This window comes from Mesorhizobium sp. CNPSo 4689, assembly GCF_057784325.1.
In genome coordinates this window covers 387986-404122 of record NZ_JBWLUZ010000001.1, presented here as the reverse complement: position 1 = coordinate 404122, position 16137 = coordinate 387986, and the positions used below count along the sequence as shown (strand labels likewise).

The following is a 16137-nucleotide window of genomic DNA, read 5'->3' as shown; positions in this document are numbered from 1 at the left end:
TGATTTATTCGCGAAGCCCCGCCTGCCTCAACAGGGGCAGCACGCGGTCGCAGAAATAGGGCAGTTCCTGCGTGTAGTTGACGAAGGACAGCGCAATCCCCTGGTAGCCGTGCCCGGCGATAGCGATCATGTCGGCGGCGATGGTTTCAGGCGTCCCGATCAGCGGGTAGGTGCCGGCGCCACCGGCGAAGCGCTGCCGGTAGCGGTCATAGGCATGCGTATCGTGCGACTGCGAGAATTCCTTCTTGCCGGCCATATGAGCGTCGACCGCGTCGTGGTCGGCCATATCAACGGCGTAGCGCGTGTAATAGGCTTGCGCCTCTTCCATCGTCGGGCGGCAGACGACATGGGCCACCGTGTAGACGCCGACATCGCGGCCCTGCTTGTCGGCGCGCTCACTTATGTCGGCGACGTGCTTGCCGGCGTCAGTCATTTCGGAAAAGGTCGTGAACAGATAGTCGCATTTGGCGGCGGCGAAATCCCGGCCCGGCCCGCCGAAGGCCGCGTTCATGGTCACCGGTCGCGGAACTTGCAGGCTTGCCGGGCGGCTCACGGCCTCCTTCAGATGGTAGTAGGTGCCGTCATGGTCGAGAGGCTCGTCCGAGGCGTAAAGTTTTTCCAGGATTTCGATCCATTCGGCTGCCTGGTCGTAGCCCTTGTCGACCAGAGGCGTGCCGAACATGCCGAATTCCTTAGGGTTCCAGCCGCAGACGATGTTGAGTCCGGCGCGGCCCTGGCTGATGTGATCGACCGTGGCCAATGCCTTGGCGACGTAAAGCGGATGCACGAGCGGCACATGCACGGTCATGAACAGGCCGATCTGTTCGGTGGCCATGCTGAGTGCCGCCGCCCAGGTGAAGGTCTCGAACGACCATTCGCGCACCTTGTTGCGACCGCCAAAACCGCGCCAGCGCGCGATCGGCAGCATGAATTCGAGCCCGGCGCGGTCGGCGATCCGGGCCGCCGTCAGATTGTCCGGCCAGCTCGCCGTCCAGCGTTCCGGTACATCGGTGATGGCAAGCCCGCCATCGGCATTGGTCGAAAAGACGCCGAGCTTCAACCTGTTCGGGCCATGCAGGGGATGGGCTTTGATCATGTCTGAAAACTCTCGGCGGGAGACGGCAGGCTACGGTTACGGGAAAATATTTCAAGCCTGAAATAGCTTCGCTCGACCGTCGTTTGCGGATATGGATTTGGGCAGGACCAGGAAAGGGATGGGCATGAGCGAATTCCGCCAGAAATGCATCGGCAAGAAGAACCTCATCGGCTCGTTCGCCGCCATACCGCATGCGGTTGCGGTGGAGGTGATGGCGCAGTCCGGTCTCGATTTCCTCTGCATCGACTGGGAGCACGCCCAGATATCGCGGGACACGATCGAAAACATGGTGCGGGCGGCAGACATCCATCGCGTGCCGGCCATGGTGCGCGTGCCCGGCCATCAGCCGGAAGCGATCGCCGCCGCACTCGACAGCGGCGCGCAGGGCGTTCTGATCCCGCGCATCTCGACCGCCGCCCAGGCCCAGGCGGCGGTGACGGCCTCTCGCTATCCGCCGCAAGGCGAGCGCGGCGTCGGGCCCGGTCGAGCCGCAGGTTATGGCTACCGCATCCCGGAATACCTCACTGAGGCCAATGCCAGGACCGTCGTCGCGGTGCAGGTCGAGACCGCCGAAGGGCTCGCCAACATCGAGGAGATCGCGGCCGTAGACGGCATCGATGTGATCTTCGTCGGCCCCGGAGATCTTTCTGTGTCGATCGACGCTATTGGCGCGAAAGGCACCGACAAACTCAACGCAGCGATCCGGACGATCATCGGCGCGGCGATCGCGCACGACAAGACCGCAGGCATATTTTGCGCCAGCCCGCAGCCGGTCGGCCAGTGGAGCGCCATCGGCGCCAGCTTCTTCATCCTGGCCAGCGACACGATGTTTCTCGGCGCCGGCGCTGCCGCCAACCATGCTGCCGCCCGCGCCGAACTGGAACGAGACGAACGCCGGTAGCTCGGCTTGAAGTGCATCGTCGTCCGTGGTACAGCGGAAAACTTTTTAAGCTTAAAACTTTTGCCTTGAAAAGTCCGGCACTTTGGATAAGCATTCAATATCGATCGTGGCTGCCGTGCCGGACGGGCTTGCCGGCAGCCCTGTCGATGCGTTCAGGGTGCGAGGTTCAGTCCTTGTCGTTCATGCTGCCCCAGTCGTCGTCTCTGGCCAGCGCGCGTTACGCTTTCGATGGCGTCCGCGCCCAAATCCGCGATCTGCACACCGAAAACATTGCCAACCTTGCCGTGCGCGCCCGCGAACTGGGCGACGTGATCGCGCTCTGGTATGGCGAAGGCGACATGGTGACGCCCGCCTTCATCCGCGACGCAGCCAAGGCGGCGTTCGATGAGGGCCTGACCTTTTACGTGCCCAACATGCGCGGTCACGGCCCGTTGAACGAAGCGCTGTCTGAGTACCAGACGCGCATCCACGGCCGGCCGATCCCCATCGCACGCACCACGGTCACGCCCGGCGGTATGCAGGCCCTGTTCCTGGCTCTGGATCTGCTCATCGATACCGGCACCAACGTCGTCTACGTCGCGCCGCAATGGCCTAACATCCACAACGCCATCCACCTGATCGGTGGCGAGCCGCGCCCATTTTCACTCGACTTGAAGGGCGACTGGCAGCTCGATCTCGACCGTCTGTTTGCGACCTGCGATGCGCGCACGCGCGCGATCTTCCTCTCGACGCCGTCAAACCCGACGGGCTGGACCGCGTCGCGCGAGGAGATGCAGGCCCTCCTCGACTTCAGCAGGCGCACCGGCATCTGGATCATCTCCGACGAGGTCTATAGCCGGCTCTATTTCGACGGCGACGTGGCGCCTTCGATCCTGCAGGTCGCCGAGGACGGCGACAGGGTGCTGTCGGTCAACAGTTTCTCGAAAGCCTGGGCGATGACCGGCTGGCGCGTCGGCTGGCTGACCCATCCCTCTGATGTGGCCGACCAGCTCGGCGCCATGACCCAGTACGTGAACAGCGGCACGGCAGCTCCGATCCAGGCCGGCGCCGTGGCGGCGATCCGCCAAGGCGAGCCGCTGGTCGAGGAGATCCGGCAGCGGATCAAGACCGGCCTCGACCTCGCCTATGACAGGCTGGCTGAGATCCCCGGCATCGTCCTGCCCAAAAAGCCGCGCGGCGGCATGTATGCGTTCTTCGCGATGGAAGGCGAAAGCGACGCCCGTCGCGCCTGCGCAAAAATCCTGGAGACGGCGCGCGTCGGGCTGGCACCCGGCCACCTGTTCGGAAGTTCGGCAACGGCCTTCCTGCGCATGTGCGTCTGCCGTGACCGCGACCAGATAGCGACCGCGCTCGATCGCATGGTCGCTGCCATGAATTGACGCCCTGCCGGAAACGGGGCGGCAAAAAACCGTGCGGGACCAACCCGTCCGTTCAACAACAGAGGGAACACCAATGAGCTTCACGCGTCGCAATCTGCTTCTTCTCGCAGCCGCCATCGGCATCGCCGCCGGCCCCGCCACCGCCTATGCCGCGGATGTGCTCAATGTCGGCGCCTATCCGACCAACCCGCCGTTCGAATACAAGAACGAGAGCGGCACTTTCGAGGGCTTTGAAGTCGATATCGTCAACGAAGCCGCAAAGCGCATCGGCATGACGACGGAAATCGCCGATCTCGGCTTCCAGGCACTGTTCGCCGCCACCACCTCGAAGCGCATCGACGTGGCGATTTCGTCGATCACCATCACGCCGGAACGCCTGAAGTCGCAGTCCTTCACCCAGCCCTATTATGATTCCGACATGGGCATCGCCACCAAGACCGACAGCCCGATCAAGGCCGAGGCCGACCTCAAGGGCAAGATCATCGGCGTGCTGTCCGGCTCGACCGGCGAAACCTGGGTCAAGGAGCACCAGGCGGCCGGCGGGTTCAGCGATGTGAAAGGTTATGACACGCAGCAGAACCTGCTGCTCGATCTCAGCGCCGGCCGCGTCGACGCCGCCGTCAGCGACATTCCCGGCATGGAATACTCCTTCACCAAGATGAAGGACCTCACCGTCAAGGAGCGCATCAAGACCGGCGAACAGTACGGCCTTATGATGACCAAGGACCATCCGCTGCTCGGCAAGCTGAACGACGCGCTGAGCGCGATGAAGAAGGACGGCACGATCGCCGCGATCCACAAGAAGTGGTTCGGCAGCGACGCACCGGCCGATTCCTCGACCGTCAAGGAAATGCCGCTGCCGAAGGCCTGACCGGCAGGTTTCGCTGCAATCGTGCCGGCTCTCCAGGCCGGCACGATTTCAATCGTGGCGCCGCGCCTGCTGCCGATCCGCAGAGGGCGCACAGCGCTTCTATTTCACACGCCAGCGCCAGCGGCTGCGCCGTCTTGCCCTCAGCGGGACGTATTGGTTTCAACTTGAGCATCCTTTGCTCTAGCGTCGCGGGACGCCAACCGTTTCGGGAATGCTCCCATGTCGCTGCTGGACACCTTCTTCAACGCCGACGTCATGATGTCGAGCCTGCCGGCGCTGCTGCGCGGCTTCCTGAATACGCTGCTGCTCGGCATCCTCAGCATCGGCATCGGCATCCCGATCGGGCTGGCGATCAGCCTGGTGCGGCTCTACGCACCGAAGCCGCTGCGGCTCTTGGCAGTCGGCTACATCGACATCTTCCGCGCGATGCCGGTGCTGGTCGTGCTCATCCTGATCTACTACGCGCTGCCGTTCCTCGGCATCCGCCTGTCGTCCTGGACGTCCGCGGTGACGGCGTTCGCCATCATCATGGCGGCCTATTCGGCCGAGGTGTTCCGTTCCGGCATAGAAAGCATTCCGAGCGGCCAGTTCGAGGCGGCGCAAGCGCTCGGCCTGCCGTTCCTGCTGACCTTGCGCAAGGTCGTGCTGCCGCAGGCGATCCGCGTGGTCATTCCGCCGATGACCAGCAATTGCGTTTCGATGTTCAAGGACACGTCGCTCGCTTCCACCGTGGCGCTGCCGGAGCTGCTAAAGGAAGCGACCAACGCGCAGTCGCTCTACGCCAACCCCTCGCCGCTGATCGGCGCGGCACTGGTCTATCTCATCTTCCTTTGGCCGATGGTGCGCCTCGTCAGCCTGCTTGAACGCCGCTTCAAGACCGAGAAGACGCGCTGATTTCGGCTATCGATCCCCATCCGCAAAGCACTTCGCAGGAGACGACCTTGAACAAGCATCAAACCGCCAATGCGAACAGCGCCGCCGGCGCGTTTCCGGTCGAGGCCATCCGCGCGATGTTCCCCGCCTTGCAGCGGGCCGGCGACTTCATCTTCCTGGACAATGCCGCCGGCGCGCAGATTCCGCAGAGCGTGCTCGACGCGGTGACCAACCATCTGGTGGCGCACAATGTGCAGCGCGGTGGCCGCTATGGCCGCAGCGTCACTGTCGACCAGTCGGTCGCCGATGCGCGCGAAAGCGTGGCGTTGCTGATCAACGCCTACAGCCCATCCGAAATCTGCTTCGGCATGAACGCCACATCGTTCATCCGCCTGGTCAGCCTCGGCATCGGCCAGATGCTCGCCAAAGACACAGATGGAGGGCGCGACGAGATCGTCATCACCGACATGGACCACGACGCCAACATCGCCACATGGCTGGCGCTGGAATCCGCCGGCGCCAAGTTCAAATGGTGGCGCATGCGCGAGGATGGCAATCTGCATGTCGACGACCTCAAGCCGCTGGTGTCGGACCGCACTCGCCTCGTCGCCTGCACGGTGACGGCGCATTCGATCGGCTCGATCGTCGACGTCGCTTCCGTGGCGAAGATCGCGCACGCCGCCGGCGCCGAAGTGTTCCTCGACTGCGTGCATTACGGACCGCATGGGCTGATCGACGTACAGGCCTGGGATTGCGACTATCTGGTCTGCTCTGGCTACAAGAATTTCTCGCCGCATATGGGCTTCCTGTGGGGCCGCTTCGAGACGCTGAAGCGACTGCCGACATTCCGCGAGGATTTCATTCCCGACGAGCCGCCCTACAAGGTCGAGGCCGGCACTTTCATCTACGAGAATGTCTCCGGCATGGACGCCGCCGTGCGCTATCTGGAATCGATCGGCCGCAATCTGTTGCCCGAGAACAACCGGTCGCGGCGCGACAACATCGTCGCCGGCATGAACGCCATCCGCGACTACGAACTGGTGCTGGCGCGCGAGATGTTCGCCGTGCTCAAGAACTGCAATGCCACGATCTACGGCGTCGCCGACGAGGCCCGCATCCATGAGCGCGTGCCGACCTTCTGCTTCAACATCGGCACGCTGTCGCCGCAGCGGATCGTCGAGGAGATGGCCGAGATGCAGATCGGCATCCGCGATGGCCACATGTATGCGCCGCGGCTGATGAAGCGCCTCAACCTCTCGATGGACAGCGGCGCCATCCGCGCCTCGCTGGTGCACTACAATACGGTGGATGAAGTGCGCCGCTTCGGCGAAGCGCTGCGCACGATCATCGCCAAGCTGTCGTGATCTCTTTGAAAATTGCCCTGATGCGCCTTGGCCGCGTCAGGCAGCCTTCTTCTTCGCCAGCCTGGCTTTGATCGAGGCGACGTCGGCGCGCGGCGTCGCGGCGAACAGCGTCTTTGTGTAGCTGTGCTTAGGGTCGGCAAAGACCTCGTCGCGCGAGCCGTATTCAACCGCCTCGCCGAAATACATCACCATCACATCGTCGGCGATGTAGCGCACCACCGAAAGGTCGTGGCTGATGAAGACATAGGTGAGCTGGAACTCGTCCTGCAGGTCGGCGAGCAAATTGAGCACCTGCGCCTGGACCGACAGGTCGAGGGCCGAGACCGGCTCGTCCAGCACCAAGAGGCTGGGGTTCAGCATCAGCGCGCGGGCAATGGCGATGCGCTGGCGCTGGCCACCCGAGAACATGTGCGGGTAGCGGTTGTAGTGCTCGGTGCCGAGGCCGACCTTCTTCAGCATCTTCATCGCAAGGTCGCGGCGTTCCTCGGGCGGCTTGTCGGTGTTGATCAGCAGCGGCTCGCCCAGCACGTCGCCGATCTTCTGGCGCGGATTGAGGGAGCCGTAGGGGTTCTGGAAGACGATCTGCACCTTGCGGCGCATCTCCTTCGTCAGCCCGTCCCTGGCGATGTCGACCTTGTTGCCGTCGATGAACAGCTCTCCGGAAGTCGCTGGATCGATCAGCGTGATGATGCGGGCGAGTGTGGACTTGCCGCAGCCGCTCTCGCCGACGATGGCGAGCGTCTTGCCCTTGTCGACGCTGAAGGAAACGCCCTTGACCGCATGTACCGTGCGTGCACCGCGGAACAGCCCGCCGCCGACATGGTAGTCGCGCCTGATGTCCTTGCCCTCGAGGACCCTGACGCTCATTGGGCGGCTCCTGCTGCAGAGGGTGCCGGTTCGAACAGCATGTCGGATACGGTCGGCAGCCGATCGCCGACGGCGTTCTCCGGCAGCGCCGCCAGCAGCGCGCGGGTGTAATTGCTCTTCGGCGATTCAAACAGCGACAGCACGTCGGCCTCTTCCATCTTGCGGCCCTTGTACTGGACGATGACACGGTCGGCGGTCTCGGCCACGACGCCCATATTGTGGGTAATCATGATCAGGCCCATGCCGTATTTGGCCTGCAGCGAGACAAGCAGGTCAAGGATCTGCTTCTGGATGGTGACGTCAAGGGCTGTCGTCGGCTCGTCGGCGATCAGCAGCTTCGGATTGCAGGCAATGGCGATGGCGATCATGACGCGCTGGCACTGGCCGCCCGACATCTGGTGCGGAAAGGAGTCCAGCCGTTCCGCCGGGTCGGCAATGCCAACCTGCTTCAACAACTCGATGGCGCGGGCACGACGCTGGGCTTTGTCCATGCCCATATGGAAGCGCAGCACCTCCTCGATCTGGAAACCGATGGTGAAGCAGGGATTGAGGCTGGCCATCGGCTCCTGGAAGATCATCGACATGTCCTTGCCGACGATCTTGCGCCGCTCGGCAGAGCTCAATTTCAGGAGATCGCGTCCGGCAAAGCTCATCTTGTCAGCCGTAACCGTAGCCGTCCACGGCAAGAGGCCCATGACCGCCAGCATCGACACCGACTTGCCGGAGCCGGATTCGCCGACGATGGCCAGCACTTCGCGCTCTTCGACGTGAAGCGAAACGCCGTCGACCGCGCGGAAAGAACCGGAAGCGGTCTGGAACTCGACAACGAGATTCTGGATGTCGAGCAATGCCATCACGACCTCCTGAGCTTCGGATCGAGCGCGTCGCGCAGGCCGTCACCGACCAGATTGATGGCGAGCACGGTGATGAGGATGGCGAGGCCCGGGAAGGTCACCACCCACCAGGCGCGCAGGATGAATTCACGCGCCGAGGCGAGCATGGTTCCCCATTCGGGAGTCGGCGGCTGGGCACCTAGCCCGAGGAAGCCGAGGGCTGCCGCCTCGAGAATGGCGTTCGAGAAGGACAGCGTGCCCTGGACGATCAGCGGCGCCAGGCAATTCGGCAGGATGGTGCGAAGCATCAGCCTGAGATGTCCAGCACCCGCAACCTTCGCGGCCACGACATATTCGCGGCTTTTCTCCGCCATGACGGCGGCGCGTACCAGCCGGGCGAAATGCGGCTGCAGCACGAGCGAGATCGCCAGCATCGCATTGAACAGGCCAGGCCCGAGAATGGTGACCAGCACAAGCGCGAGCAGCAGCGACGGAAAGGCGAGGATCAGGTCCATCACGCGCATGATCGCGACGTCGACCCAGCCGCGGAAGTAGCCGGCAAGCAGGCCGAGTGTGATGCCGCCGAACAGCGACAGCGTGACCACGACCGCACCGATGAGCAGCGAGAAGCGGGCGCCATAGAGCAGGCGCGAGAGCATGTCGCGACCGACCGCGTCGGTGCCGAGCAGATACTGGGCGCTGCCACCGGCCTGCCATGCCGGAGGTCTCAAGAACGCGGTCTTGTCCTGAACATCCGGCGCATAGGGCGCCAGCACCGGTGCAAGCACTGCCGCCAACACCAATAGGATGAAGACGAACAGGCCGATGACGGCGCCGCGGTTCACCGAGAAATAGTGCCAGAAGGTCCTGAACCCCAACAAGCGGTCAGGGCTGGCGACGAGTGGCGTGATTTCGGTCGACTGGCTCATCATGCCGCCCGTATGCGCGGGTTGATGACGGCATAGAGCACGTCGACGATCAGGTTCACGGCCATGACGATGAGCGCGATCAAAAGCAGCCCTGACTGCACGACGACATAGTCGCGCTTGAAGATCGAATCGACCATCCACTTGCCGATGCCCGGCCAGGCGAAAATGGTTTCGGTGAGGATGGCGCCGGCAAGCAGCGTGCCGACCTGCAGGCCGATGGTGGTGACCACCGGGATCAGCGCATTGCGCAAGGCATGCACGCCGATGACACGGGCAGACGAAAGGCCCTTGGCGCGCGCGGTCCGCACATAGTCCTCACCCAGCACCTCGAGCATCGCCGAACGCGTCTGGCGGGCGATCACTGCCAGCGGGATGGTGCCGAGCACGATGGCGGGCAGGACCAGATGGCTCAACGCCGAGCGGAAGGCGTCCCACTTGCCATAGATCAGGGTGTCGATGGTCATGAAGCCGGTGATCGGCTTGAAGAAGAACTGCAGGCCGATGCGGCCCGAAACCGGGGTCCAGCCGAGGTAGCCGGAGAAGAAGATGATCAGCAGCAGGCCCCACCAGAAGATCGGCATGGAATAGCCGACGAGCGCCGTGCCCATCAATGACTGATCGAACCATGAGCCGCGCTTGACCGCAGCGACGATGCCGGCGGGAATGCCTAGCACCATGGCGAAGATCATGGCGAAGAACGACAGTTCCATCGTCGCCGGAAAGAGGGTCTTGAATTCTTCCATGACCGGGCGCTTGGACGAGATCGAGACGCCGAAATCACCGGTCGCGACCTCGCCGACATAGCGCGCATATTGCTGCCAGATCGGCAGATTGTAGCCGAACTGTTCCTTGAGCTGTTCGTAGCGCGCCGGCGCCACGCCGTGCTCGCCGGCCATGGCAAGTATGGGATCGCCGGGCAGCAGCCTGACGAAAGCGAAGGCACAGATGGTGATGCCGATGAGTGTCGGGATCACCAATGCGATTTTGTTGAGGAGATATCGGAGCATCTTGAAAAGGGGGCGGCGCTTGATCGCGCGCCGCCCGCCTAACAGTTCTATTCGGCCTTGTCGACGCCGTCGAAGCGATGAATGCCGAGCGGGTCCATCATGAAACCGCTGACGTTCTTGCGCACGACTGCGTAGACTTGGCTGTGTGCCATAAGGAAGGCAGGAGCCTGCTTCTGGAAGACGACCTGCGCCTGCTCATAGAGCTTGGTGCGCTCGCCCTGGTCGCTGGTCTTCTTGGCCTTCTGGATCAGGTCCTCGAAGTCCTTGTCGCACCAGCTCGAGTAGTTCGACACGCCGATGGCGGAGCAAGCGAACAGCGTGGCGAAGAAGTTGTCCGGATCGCCATTGTCGCCGGTCCAGCCGATCTGGAACGCGCCGGGGCGGTCCTTCTTCTTGCCTTCCTCACGATATTTCGTCCACTCGTAGTTGACGATCTCCGCCTTGACGCCGACCTTGGCCCAGTCGGCCTGGATCAGTTCGGCGGCACGCTGGAAGTTCGGGTTATAAGGACGAACGCGATCGGAAGCCCAGAGCTGGATTTCCTTGAGCCCGGCATCGGCCAGCACTTTCTTGGCCGCTTCCGGATCATAGGAATCGAACTTCACGCTCTTGTCCCACGACCACATGGTCGGCGGGATCAAATTGTCGGCCGGCGTGGCGCCGGCGTCCTGGAACAGCGACTTGATCAGAGCTTCCCGGTCGATCGCCTGGTTAAGCGCGTGGCGAACCTCAGGCTTGTCGAGTGGCGGGACGGTGGTGTTGTAGCTCATGTAGCCGATGTTCAGGCCGGCCTGATCCATCAGGGTCACGTCCTGGTTGGCCTTGATCGTGCCGATGTCGGCAGGATTCGGATAGGGTGCGATGTCGCATTCGCCGGCAAGCACCTTCTGGATGCGGGCGGTCGCGTCGGGCGTGATGGCGAAGACGAGATCGTCGATCTTTTCCTTGCCCTTGAAGTAATCCGGATGGGCCGCATAGCGGATGACCGAATCCAGCTGGTAGTCGACGAACTGGAACGGACCGGTGCCGATCGGCTTGGTCGAGAAATCGGCCATCTTGCCGGATTTCTCCAGCTGCTCGGCATACTCCTTCGACGCGATCGAGGCGAAGTCCATGCCGAGATTGGCAAGCATCGGCGCGTTCGGCTCGGTCAGCGTCAGCTTGACGGTCAGGTCATCGACCTTTTCCCACTTGGCGACGTATTTCGGCATGTCCATGCCGGTGTAATAGTCCCAGGTCAGGTTCGGCAGGTACTTCTCGCCGTTCCAGGGGTTTTCCTTGTTGAACTGGCGATCGAAGGAGAAGACGACGTCGTCGGCATTGAGGTCACGCGTCGGCTTGAAATAGTCGGTGGTCTGGAACTTCACGCCCGGATGCAGGTGGAAGGTATAGACCAGGCCGTCGTCGGAGATTTCCCACTTGTCGGCGAGACCGGGCTCGATCTCGGTGCCGCCATGCTTGAACTCGACCAGACGCGAATAGACCGTGCGCGACGAGGCGTCGAAATCGTTGCCGCCCGTTGTGGTACCCGGGTCGAAGTTGGCCGGCGATGCCTCCGAGCAATAAACCAGCGTCTTGGCATTGGCCACGCCGCCGAGGACGCTTGCAGCCAGCAACGCGGCTGCAAAAGTCAGTTTCTTTTTCATTGAGCACTCCCTGATGTTCTTCCAAGCCCTTCTATCAGGCTCGCGAAGCGCGCATATAAGCACCGTTTTCCCGGCTTTGGAACTCCCCGTTTGCCTACCCCACCGTAAGCAGAAAATGTTTCTCGGTTTTTGCGCAATTTCAGAAAAAAATAGCAAAACCTACCAATCACGGGATTGTTAACGACTGCATTTTTTTATTGATTGCCGATGCGGCGATTACAATGAACCACAGGCTTCGCTTCGCCACCGGCGTGACAGGAGGCTAGGGCTCGAGAGGGCCAGCGCCGGAAAGATTTCGACGGCAAATCTTTCCCGTTCTGCCGCAAGGGCAAGACTTGCACGGTCGCCGATAGTCGCAATACATAGGCGGCATGCTGGATTTCTTGGGGAATCCGCAACGCTGCGGCGGAGGACGTTTCTGTCATTCAGAGGCGACGCGGCACGAAGGAAAGATCGAGGGAGGCAACAGGTGGCAAAAGCAGCAAAGACAACGGCTCCGGAGAAGGCAAAAGCCAAGGCCGCTTCAAAGCCGGCCGCCGGCTCCGGCAAGGCGAAAGCGCCAGCCGCCAAGGCCGCCGCGCCGGCCAAGCCGAAGGCGGCAGTTGCACCGGCAAAGGCAGGCGCAAAGCCCGCGACCAAAGCCGCGGCTGCAAAGACAGCCAAGCCGAACGCCAAGACAGCGGCGGCGGCCAAGCCCGCTTCGGCAAATCCCGCGTCGAAGCCGGCATCGAGCCCGGCCAAGCGACTGCCGAAGGCGTTGACAGCACTTGCCGCCGGCCTGCCGCAAAAGCCATGGCTCGCCAGCTACCCGAAAGGCGTTCCGGCCGAGATCGGGCCTCTACCCTATAGTTCCATCGGCGACTTGCTGATCGGCGCCTGCAAGCAGTTTGCCGGCCAGCCGGCATTCGTATGCATGGGCAAGTCTATCACCTATGCCGAACTCGAGCGGCAGTCGACCGCCTTCGGCGCCTACCTGCAATCGACAGGGCTGCAGAAAGGCGCACGCGTGGCGCTGATGATGCCGAACGTGCTGCAGTATCCGGTAGCGATGATGGCCATCTTACGCGCCGGCTATACGGTGGTGAACATCAATCCGCTCTACACGCCGCGCGAGCTGGAGCATCAGCTCAAGGACTCCGGGGCGCAGGCCATCGTCATCCTCGAAAATTTCGCCAATACGCTGCAGGCGGTGATCGCCAGGACGGCGGTCAAGCATGTCGTTATCGCCGCAATGGGCGACATGCTCGGCGCTCTCAAGGGGACGATCGTCAACCTCGTCGTGCGCCGGGTGAAGAAAATGGTGCCGGCATGGTCGCTGCCCGGCCATGTCAAGTTCAACGCGGCGCTCAAGGCCGGCGCCGGCGTCGCCTTCAAGCCGGCCAAGGTGGCGGCCGACGATATCGCCTTCCTGCAATATACAGGCGGCACCACCGGCGTCTCGAAGGGCGCGACGCTGCTGCACTCCAACGTGCTCGCCAATGTCGCGCAGAACGCGCTCTGGCTCGAGGACGCCTATACGGTTAGGCCGCGACCGGCGCATCCCAACTTCGTCTGTGCGCTGCCGCTCTACCATATCTTCGCGCTGACGGTGAACGCGCTGATGGGCATGCAGCAAGGCGCCCAGAACGTGCTCATTCCCAACCCGCGCGACATCCCCGGCTTCGTCAAGGAACTGCAGAAATACCCGATCCACATTTTCCCGGGCCTCAACACGCTGTTCAATGCGCTGCTCAACAATGAGGACTTCCGCAAGCTCGATTTCAAGCCGCTCGTGCTGACGCTAGGCGGCGGCATGGCGGTGCAGAAGGGCGTCGCCGAGCGCTGGAAGGCGCTGACCGGCTGTCCGGTCAGCGAGGGTTACGGATTGTCGGAAACCTCGCCAGTGGCGACCGCCAACAAGTTCAGCGCAGGCGACTTCACCGGCACGATCGGCCTGCCGCTGCCCTCGACCGAGATCGCCATCCGCGACGACGACGGCAACAATGTGCCGCTCGGCGAAGTCGGCGAGATCTGCATCAAGGGTCCGCAGGTGATGGCCGGCTACTGGAACCGGCCGGACGAGACCGCCAAGGTTATGACCAAGGACGGTTTCTTCAAGTCGGGCGACATGGGCTTCATGGACGAGCGTGGCTACACCAAGATCGTCGACCGCAAGAAGGACATGATCCTGGTGTCCGGCTTCAACGTCTATCCGAACGAGCTGGAAGAGGTCGTGGCCCAGCACCCGGGCGTGCTCGAAGTGGCGGCGATCGGCGTGCCGGACGAGCATTCGGGCGAAGTGCCGAAACTGTTCGTGGTCAGGAAGGACCCGGCACTGACCATCGAAACCCTGACTGCCTATTGCCGCGAGAACCTGACCGGCTACAAGCGGCCGAAATACATCGAGTTCCGCACCGAGCTGCCGAAGACGCCCGTGGGCAAGATCCTGCGGCGAGCATTGCGGGACCAGGCGCGATCTTGAACGACGCCACCGGCACCGACGGGATAGCGGATAGTCGACGTCCCGACCCGGCGACGTTCATCAAGGCGAACATGCGCCTTGAGCCTGTTCCGGCGCTTCCCGAAATCCGGCTCTATACGGCCCATCCCGGCAGCGGCCTGAGACGGCTGCTCGACCCGGACGGGAACGATGTCGAAGCGGACGAAGCCGCCGATATCGAGCAGGCCGAGCCTCTGCCGCCCTACTGGGCCTATGCCTGGGCCGGCGGCGCGGTGCTTGCACGCTACATACTCGACCGGCCGCAGACGGTGGCGGGGCGGCGCGTACTCGACCTCGGCGCCGGTTCGGGCCTTGTCGGCATCGCCGCGGCGAAGGCCGGCGCCAGCACGGTGATCGCGGCCGAGATCGACCGCAACGGTGTTGCCGCGATCGGCCTCAACGCGGCGGCGAACGGCGTTGCTATTACCTTAATCAGTGAAGACATCACCACCGGCCCGCCACCGGCGGTCGATCTCGTTCTTGCCGGCGACGTGTTTTACGGCCGTGAGGTAGCGCTGCGGGTTACCCCGTTTCTCGACCACTGCCTGGCAGCCGGCATCGAGGTGCTGGTCGGCGATCCCCGTCGCGCCGACCTGCCGCTGTCGCGGCTGCGGTTGCTCGCCGAATACCAGGTGCCGGATTTCGGCGACGCGAAGGGAGCTGCGACCAAGTCGAGCGGCGTGTTTTCCTTCGAGGCGGAAGATCGCTAGCGCTGAGTTCAAAACCCAATCACTCTGAATGAGCGGGTTCGACCCATTGCGGACATTAGCGGGCCAGTGCACATTTGGCTGATGCATATTGTGGGACGCATCCTCGTGCCCCTGTTGGCCGCAGCACCTGTTCTGGGCGCTTGTACAATGCCTACCATTGCGGGAATGGCCCCGCCTTCCGTCCAAGCGTCATCAAACACCCAAATGATCGGCATTACCGCCACCGGGCCGCAAGCCGACCTGGACCGGTTGCAGGCCCTCACGACGAAGAGCGGCTTTCCGAGCAAGCAAATGGACTCGCCGGAAGGATGGGAACTCTTTGTCGTATTTCCGCCCGGCAGTGACGCCTCTGCCGTTGCAGCCTTTCTTGATCGGTTGCGCGGCAGCGAGTTTTCATCACTTCGGTTTGGGTCCGTTGAGGCGCCTGTGAAGCCGTAACCCCCAGGCCCTGCCGGTCAGACCGTCTCCTTGACCCGCGCCGAAAGAAAGCCGGGCAGGTCGGCAACCGAATCCAGGACGACGTCGGCGATCGACGACAGCGATTCACGCGTGCCGGTGCCGGAGAGCACCCCGACCGCCAGCCCGCAACCGCCGGCCCGCGCCATTTCGAGGTCGTGGCGGTTGTCGCCGACCATGGCGATCTCGGCCGGCCTGAGCCCCGTCAGGTCGCAAAAGGCGAGGATCGTATCCGGCGCCGGTTTCGGCCTTGCCACAGAGTCGTAGCCATAGGCGGCGTCGAACAGCTGCGCGACGCCGAGCGTCACCAGCGTCTTTTCGGCGCCGCTGGTCGAATCGTTGGTGGCGACGCCGAGCCTGTAGGATCTCTTGTGAAGCGCCCTCAGCGAATCGACGATTCCGGGCAGCTCCACCGCCATGGCCGAGCCCTGGACCGAGGTGATCTCGTTGAAGCGAGCGACGGCAAGCATCTGGTCCTCATCGGACAGGCGCGGGAACCACAGTTCGACGACATCCATGTTCGAGCCGGAAGCGAAGATCGAATCCGGCTTGAAGCGCTTGTTGACGAAATCGAAGCCCGCAGCGGCCAGCAGCCTGTCGGCCTTCCAGCGATCGCCTTCGGCGGCATCCATGGCCATGAAATCGGCAATGCCGAGCCATGTCGCGTTGAAGTCGACAAGCGTGCCGTCCTTGTCGAACAATATGCCCTTGATATCCGCCAAACTT

The 16137-nt window shown here is 62.9% G+C and carries 15 protein-coding genes; 8 read left to right on the top strand and 7 right to left on the bottom strand.

Going from position 1 to position 16137, the window contains the following annotated elements:
* Positions 1-4: 4 nt before the first annotated feature.
* Positions 5-1096 (bottom strand): LLM class flavin-dependent oxidoreductase, encoded by a 1092-nt coding sequence (locus AC04SI_RS01845; protein ID WP_404275177.1) that lies wholly within the window; start codon positions 1094-1096, stop codon positions 5-7.
* 124 nt (positions 1097-1220) lie between these two features.
* Here AC04SI_RS01845 and AC04SI_RS01840 point away from each other — a divergent pair, with 124 nt between their 5' ends.
* The 5 genes from AC04SI_RS01840 (at position 1221) to AC04SI_RS01820 (ending at position 6484) form a co-directional block, all read left to right on the top strand.
* Positions 1221-1997: an HpcH/HpaI aldolase family protein gene (locus AC04SI_RS01840; protein WP_404275176.1), complete on the top strand. Its 777-nt coding sequence runs from the start codon at positions 1221-1223 to the stop codon at positions 1995-1997.
* Positions 1998-2179: 182 nt separating this feature from the next.
* Positions 2180-3376, top strand: coding sequence for a pyridoxal phosphate-dependent aminotransferase (locus AC04SI_RS01835; protein ID WP_404275368.1), 1197 nt, complete (start codon positions 2180-2182; stop codon positions 3374-3376).
* A gap of 73 nt (positions 3377-3449) precedes the next feature.
* Positions 3450-4247 (top strand): ABC transporter substrate-binding protein, encoded by a 798-nt coding sequence (locus AC04SI_RS01830; protein WP_006202867.1) that lies wholly within the window; start codon positions 3450-3452, stop codon positions 4245-4247.
* Between the two features lie 219 nt (positions 4248-4466).
* A complete protein-coding gene (locus AC04SI_RS01825; protein WP_006202866.1) occupies positions 4467-5141 on the top strand; it encodes an amino acid ABC transporter permease in 675 nt (224 codons plus the stop codon).
* Positions 5142-5188: 47 nt separating this feature from the next.
* Positions 5189-6484, top strand: a complete 1296-nt coding sequence (locus AC04SI_RS01820) for a cysteine desulfurase-like protein (RefSeq protein ID WP_404275174.1) — start codon at positions 5189-5191, stop codon at positions 6482-6484.
* Between the two features lie 36 nt (positions 6485-6520).
* Here the strand turns inward: AC04SI_RS01820 and AC04SI_RS01815 are convergent, their stop codons facing one another.
* The 5 genes from AC04SI_RS01815 to AC04SI_RS01795 are packed head-to-tail and all read right to left on the bottom strand — an operon-like array spanning position 6521 to position 11766.
* A complete protein-coding gene (locus AC04SI_RS01815; protein ID WP_404275173.1) occupies positions 6521-7351 on the bottom strand; it encodes a dipeptide ABC transporter ATP-binding protein in 831 nt (276 codons plus the stop codon).
* Positions 7348-8205, bottom strand: coding sequence for an ABC transporter ATP-binding protein (locus AC04SI_RS01810; protein ID WP_404275172.1), 858 nt, complete (start codon positions 8203-8205; stop codon positions 7348-7350). The genes AC04SI_RS01815 and AC04SI_RS01810 overlap by 4 nt, the downstream gene beginning before the upstream one ends.
* Positions 8205-9113 (bottom strand): ABC transporter permease subunit, encoded by a 909-nt coding sequence (locus AC04SI_RS01805; protein WP_404275171.1) that lies wholly within the window; start codon positions 9111-9113, stop codon positions 8205-8207. The genes AC04SI_RS01810 and AC04SI_RS01805 overlap by 1 nt, the downstream gene beginning before the upstream one ends.
* Positions 9113-10120 carry an ABC transporter permease subunit gene (locus AC04SI_RS01800; protein WP_192178072.1) on the bottom strand — a complete coding sequence of 336 codons (1008 nt, stop codon included), beginning with the start codon at positions 10118-10120 and terminating at the stop codon, positions 9113-9115. Before AC04SI_RS01800 ends, AC04SI_RS01805 begins: the two co-directional genes overlap by 1 nt.
* Before the next feature lie 47 nt (positions 10121-10167).
* Positions 10168-11766 carry an ABC transporter substrate-binding protein gene (locus tag AC04SI_RS01795; RefSeq protein ID WP_404275169.1) on the bottom strand — a complete coding sequence of 533 codons (1599 nt, stop codon included), beginning with the start codon at positions 11764-11766 and terminating at the stop codon, positions 10168-10170.
* A gap of 469 nt (positions 11767-12235) precedes the next feature.
* Between AC04SI_RS01795 and AC04SI_RS01790 the strand changes: the two genes are divergently transcribed.
* The 3 genes from AC04SI_RS01790 to AC04SI_RS01780 all read left to right on the top strand — a co-directional run bounded on the left by AC04SI_RS01790 (position 12236) and on the right by AC04SI_RS01780 (position 15393).
* Complete coding sequence (locus AC04SI_RS01790) at positions 12236-14227, top strand: long-chain fatty acid--CoA ligase (RefSeq protein ID WP_404275168.1); 1992 nt, start codon at positions 12236-12238, stop codon at positions 14225-14227.
* Positions 14224-14955, top strand: coding sequence for a class I SAM-dependent methyltransferase (locus AC04SI_RS01785; RefSeq protein WP_404275167.1), 732 nt, complete (start codon positions 14224-14226; stop codon positions 14953-14955). Before AC04SI_RS01790 ends, AC04SI_RS01785 begins: the two co-directional genes overlap by 4 nt.
* Before the next feature lie 204 nt (positions 14956-15159).
* On the top strand, positions 15160-15393 hold the full coding sequence (locus AC04SI_RS01780; protein WP_488473834.1) for a hypothetical protein: 234 nt from the start codon (positions 15160-15162) through the stop codon (positions 15391-15393).
* Between the two features lie 17 nt (positions 15394-15410).
* On the opposite strand, the gene AC04SI_RS01775 is transcribed toward AC04SI_RS01780, so the two are convergent.
* On the bottom strand, positions 15411-16133 hold the full coding sequence (locus tag AC04SI_RS01775) for an HAD family hydrolase (protein ID WP_120012245.1): 723 nt from the start codon (positions 16131-16133) through the stop codon (positions 15411-15413).
* Positions 16134-16137 lie beyond the last annotated feature (4 nt).